Consider the following 4,700-nt stretch of genomic DNA (forward strand, 5'->3'; position numbering starts at 1 on the left):
CTTAAATAACGGAACGTGGTTACCAAATAAAAATAAAAATTTGCACGCGGGCCTTCTAAGCTGCTGATTCGATAGATGGTTGCGATGAAATTTCGGTGTGCGGAGTTTTGTTCGCCTTTTCTACGCCTCCGGATGGGCGGCCGCGGAGCGCCGAAAGGGCGATTCGCGCTCCACTGAGGAGAGCAGCGCCATCCTTGTGGCTGATGATGCTCACGGCCATTCCGTGGAGGACGCAGGCGATGAACTCCTTGAGCCCCTGGCGGGTGCTTGGATCGGGCATGGCGTAGCGGTAGGCGGTCGCGGCTGCTTTCTGTGTGTAGTAGTCAGAGCCGACCTTGGCGAGCATCTCCGCGAAGATTGCGGTTTTGTCGGTGTTCGGAGGCTGGGGAGGAAGCTGGCGCATTTTATGGGTGGCGAGCTCGCGGAAGATGCGGTTGCGGGCGTCACAGCAGCGCTGGACGACGGGAGACAAAGGCTCATGTACGCACGGAGTACCGTTCATATCCATGGTGGTTTTCCTTGTGTATGAAGTTGTGTTGGGAGTGTTGAGGCGGCTTTCCGGCTTGCAGAAAAACCGCTCTATTTCTATTGTCCACAAATGGAGATAATTATGTGCAAACCGCACGGAAAATCTTGCGCTTTAGAATCAGCGGGTTAGAAAATATTTTTCGTAAAAGGGCTTGACAAGATTTCCACAGGGGGTGGTTTGGGGGTGATTTCCGTGGACCAGGAATGAGATTCGACTTCCCGGTAGTGTCTCAGTTTGAAGAAACTGCCTCCGGGGCTAAGGAAGGTCTGATTAAGTCCGTGAAGCATACCTCAGCGGCTAAAGCCGCATTGATTTTGCTGCATTTATGTCACGGCTGAAGCCGTGACCTACCGTTCGTGCCACTTAATCAGAGGTCGTGCCCTGTTACAAAACAATTCAAACTGAGCCAGTATGAGTTTGCGTCTCTTACGGCAGATGCGAAATGGCCAATGCGCTTGCCGAGCCCTATATTCCGTGCCGGGAAGGCTCATTTGCTTACAGGCGATGAGACATTCCTAAGCGGCGCTTTCAAGCAGCGCTGCGACGATTTGCGGGGCGAGCTGGCTGACGCTGCCTGCACCGAGGGTGAGGATGAGATCGCCTGCGGATGCGGCTTTTGAGGCTGCTGTTAATGCTGCCGGGAAATCTTCTACGAATTTTGCTTTCGGCTTTGTGATCTGGTGGGCGAGCCGCTCCGCGGTGACGCCGGGAATGGGCTCCTCGCTGGCTGCGTAGATGGGGAGCACGAAGACCGAGTTTGCGTCTGTGAATGCCTCTGCGAATTCCTCCATGAGGTCGCGGGTGCGCGTGTAGCGGTGCGGCTGAAAGATGACGTGGATGTGCTTGAAGCCGCATTGGCGGGCTGCTTCGAGCGTGGCGCGAATTTCGGTGGGGTGGTGGCCGTAATCGTCCACGACGGTGATGCCGCGGGCTTCGCCGCGCTTTTGAAAGCGACGGTCGACGCCGCGGAAGTTTCTGAGCCCTTCGGCAATTTTGCCTGCGGGGATTTCGAGCTGATGGCCGATGGCAACCGCGGCCGTGGCGTTGAGCACATTGTGACGACCGGGTACGTGCAGCTCAAAGGGGCCGAGCAGAGTTCCCTTTGCGGTTACCTGGAAGCGCGAGAGGCTGTTGCTGTCGGCAGGCAGCATTTCGAGGCGGAAGTCTGCGCTGTCACTCATGCCATAGGTGAGGATGCGTCGTTGCGCGCGATGCAGGATGGACGCGAGGAGTGGATTGTCCGCGCATGCCGTGACTGCGCCGTAGAACGGCACCTTGTCCATGAAGGCGAGGAAGGCGCGCTCGACGTCTTCCATGTCGGCGTAGGTGTCCATGTGTTCGCGATCGAGATTGGTGACGACGGCGAGAATGGGCGAGAGCTTGAGGAAGGAACGGTCGCTTTCATCGGCTTCCGCAACCATGTATTGCGTGGCTCCGAGACGGGCGTTGGAGCCGAGCGCATCGACGCGGCCGCCGACGACGATGGTGGGATCGAGGCCGCCCGCGGTGAGGACGGATGCGACCATTGTGGTGGTGGTGGTTTTGCCGTGCATGCCGGCGATGGCGATGCCGTATTTGAGGCGCATGAGCTCGGCGAGCATCTCGGCGCGCTGAATGACGGGGATTTTGCGGGCGCGGGCTTCAAGGACTTCCGGATTGGATGGGCTGACGGCGGAGCTGGTGACGACGACTGTGGCTCCTGCGATGTTGGCCGCGTTGTGGCCCTCGTAGATAGTTGCGCCGAGGCCGGCGAGACGATCTGTTACTGCGGAGCGGCGGAGGTCTGAGCCGGAGACTTTGAATTTTTGCGTGAGAAGGATCTCGGCGATGCCGCTCATGCCGATTCCGCCGATACCGATGAAGTGCGCGTGCTGGGAGGTAGCGAACATAGAAAGAACAGCGTAGCAGGAGCGGCTTTACTGTTACTTGCCTGAGTAGTGGATCAGTTTGAACGCAGGGGCTAAGGAAGGTCTGATTAAGTCCGTGAAGCATACCTCAGCGGCTAAAGCCGCATTGATTTTGCTGCATTTATGTCACGGCTGAAGCCGTGACCTACCGTTCGTGCCACTTAATCTAAAGTCGTGCCCTGATACAAATCCAATTCAAACTGCCCCACTACCCTTTCCTGCTACGGACTTCTCTATTCGGAAGCCGGCTTTGGCAGGTTTCTCGATGCGGAAGCCGGCTTTGCCCGCAATGACGGCGATGCGGTAGCGTTTGGCGCGGCGGAGATGAAAGATGAGCGCGGGACGGAAGCAGACGATGCAGGTTCCGCCAGGATTTCTGACGCTGGGATACACGATTCCCTGCGCGCCTTGATAGAGAAGTGTCTCGGCCAGCGCCTGACCTGGCGCGTAGCACTGCGGGACCGGCTCGGGCTCAAGGCAGGTCTTCTGCTCTGCTTCGTCGAGCTGGTGAAATTCTCCGGAGAAATCTGCCAGAAAATCCTGGTAGTCATAAGCCTGCTCGCCTGAGAAGCGCGTTTCTTCGAGCAATCGCCGCCGGTGAAAGGCAACTTCGGCGCAGGAGGTTTCGAGTTCGACGCCGGCGTACCATGCGCCTCTTTGCGGAGTGTTGAAGCGGCTGCCGTATGGGCCTGGATGGCAGAAGGCGGCGTTGACGATCTGTGCCTCAGGCACGCCGAAGAGGAGCTCGCCGGGACCGATTGCGGGATTCCCTGCACGCTCGGCCTGTGTGCGCTCGTTGGTGGCTGCGTCGAGCTCGCTGAGGTCCGAGAGCACATCATTGGGAAGTGGAAGTGCTTCCAGCACGCTGCCGGTCTCGCTGTATTTTGCGGGAACGAGCCGGTGCGTGGACTGCTTCTCGAATAGGGCGGCGCAGGCCACCTATCGGCCTCCGCGCGCTGCGTCGAGAAGGCGGCGAATCTGGTGCAGGCCGGGAATGCCTGTCTTTACTGCGTATTCCAGTGGAGTGGCGCCGCTAAAGAGAGGATTGTCATTGGGCCGCTTCATCCATTCGTCCGCCAGCTCGTCGTTGAAGAGGATATGCAGTGCCTTGTAGATGCCGACGATGTAGGAGATGCGCATCAGCTCATCCTGGCTGCGCGTGCCGGCAGCCGTCTTGTACTTATGCAGGGTGGAGCGCGGAATACCTCCCAGAAGCGCTCTGGCCTGCTCCACTTTGAGATCCCACTTCTCTGTAATGGCGAAGAAACCGTCCACGGCGGACTGACTCAATCGTTCGCGGGTCTCGATGCGGCTCAGGTCGGGGGCTGTATCGAATTGATAGCCCGGCGCGGCAATTAGTGGATGGGTGGCCATAGCTTGCCCTCTTCATTGTGTATTATCGTCTATATATAGACTATGTCAAGTCTATTTCTAGACATTTTATGCCACCCGTAGACACAAAGGCGGCGTGAAAGTTGCGCGCAACCTTCGCCCTAAACCGCTGTTTGAGTGGACATAACCGGCAGCGCCGGGCAGCAACAGCGAAGCCCGGAAGACGCGAAGGCCGGACGGGTTTTTCCCGTGGGAGGGTGCGGTTATGAAAATCTTTGGCAAAGAGGTTACGAAGAGCTTTGGTCAATTGGCGCTGGGCGCTGCACTGGCCGTGGGAGCACTGGGAGTGGGTGCGGCGAAGGCGGATGCGGCCCAGGTTCGTGTCGGCATCGGCATTGGCGTGCCGGTTGCGGTTCCGGTGGCGTACGTGCCTGCGTGCCCCGGGGTGGGCTATGTGTGGGTGGCCGGGTATTGGAACCCCTATCGCGTGTGGGTTCCAGGCTACTGGAGAGCTCCGGCCGTGGTGGTTGGCGGCCGCGTAGGCTTTTATGGCGGGCGTCGTGGGTTTTATCGCCGGTAAACCAGCCGGGTGGTAGTTTGGGTGGTAGTTTGATGGCATCGGCCTCTCCTGTAAGGTCTTGGGAGAGGCCGATTTTGTTTAATTAACTGGTGCTGAAATCTGCGATTCAGGACGGAATAAAATTTTCGCCTTTACTTTCCTGATCCGCGTATTTTTACCGCAACTAAATCCGTCGATTGTTGTTCCAATAGATGTAAGCCGGAAGCGAACAGCGACCGGCGGTGCTGAGTAAGCGGAGGCTAGCCTCCGAACCCTAGCGAGGGCAGCACGAGGAGGTTTCAAAATGAAGAGTTTTCGCCTGGTTCTGTTGGCAGCTCTGATGACGGTTGGCCTGGCCGCAACGGCCACAAAG

General features: G+C 58.0%; 5 protein-coding genes. 1 reads left to right on the forward strand and 4 read right to left on the reverse strand.

Features of this window, described 5'->3' with window-relative positions:
• Positions 1 to 55 precede the first annotated feature (55 nt).
• The 4 genes from ABSG47_RS20735 to ABSG47_RS20750 all read right to left on the reverse strand — a co-directional run bounded on the left by ABSG47_RS20735 (position 56) and on the right by ABSG47_RS20750 (position 3,810).
• Positions 56 to 502 (reverse strand): hypothetical protein, encoded by a 447-nt coding sequence (locus tag ABSG47_RS20735; RefSeq protein WP_424172430.1) that lies wholly within the window; start codon positions 500 to 502, stop codon positions 56 to 58.
• Positions 503 to 1,044: 542 nt separating this feature from the next.
• Positions 1,045 to 2,418 (reverse strand): UDP-N-acetylmuramate--L-alanine ligase, encoded by a 1,374-nt coding sequence (gene murC / locus ABSG47_RS20740; protein WP_424172433.1) that lies wholly within the window; start codon positions 2,416 to 2,418, stop codon positions 1,045 to 1,047.
• Positions 2,419 to 2,631: 213 nt separating this feature from the next.
• Positions 2,632 to 3,375 (reverse strand): RES family NAD+ phosphorylase, encoded by a 744-nt coding sequence (locus ABSG47_RS20745; RefSeq protein WP_424172436.1) that lies wholly within the window; start codon positions 3,373 to 3,375, stop codon positions 2,632 to 2,634.
• Positions 3,376 to 3,810 carry an antitoxin Xre/MbcA/ParS toxin-binding domain-containing protein gene (locus ABSG47_RS20750; RefSeq protein ID WP_424172439.1) on the reverse strand — a complete coding sequence of 145 codons (435 nt, stop codon included), beginning with the start codon at positions 3,808 to 3,810 and terminating at the stop codon, positions 3,376 to 3,378.
• Between the two features lie 223 nt (positions 3,811 to 4,033).
• Between ABSG47_RS20750 and ABSG47_RS20755 the strand changes: the two genes are divergently transcribed.
• Complete coding sequence (locus ABSG47_RS20755) at positions 4,034 to 4,348, forward strand: hypothetical protein (RefSeq protein ID WP_424172442.1); 315 nt, start codon at positions 4,034 to 4,036, stop codon at positions 4,346 to 4,348.
• The last annotated feature ends 352 nt before the right edge of the window (positions 4,349 to 4,700 follow it).

This window comes from Occallatibacter sp., from assembly GCF_049510455.1.
Lineage (GTDB): Bacteria > Acidobacteriota > Terriglobia > Terriglobales > Acidobacteriaceae > Telmatobacter.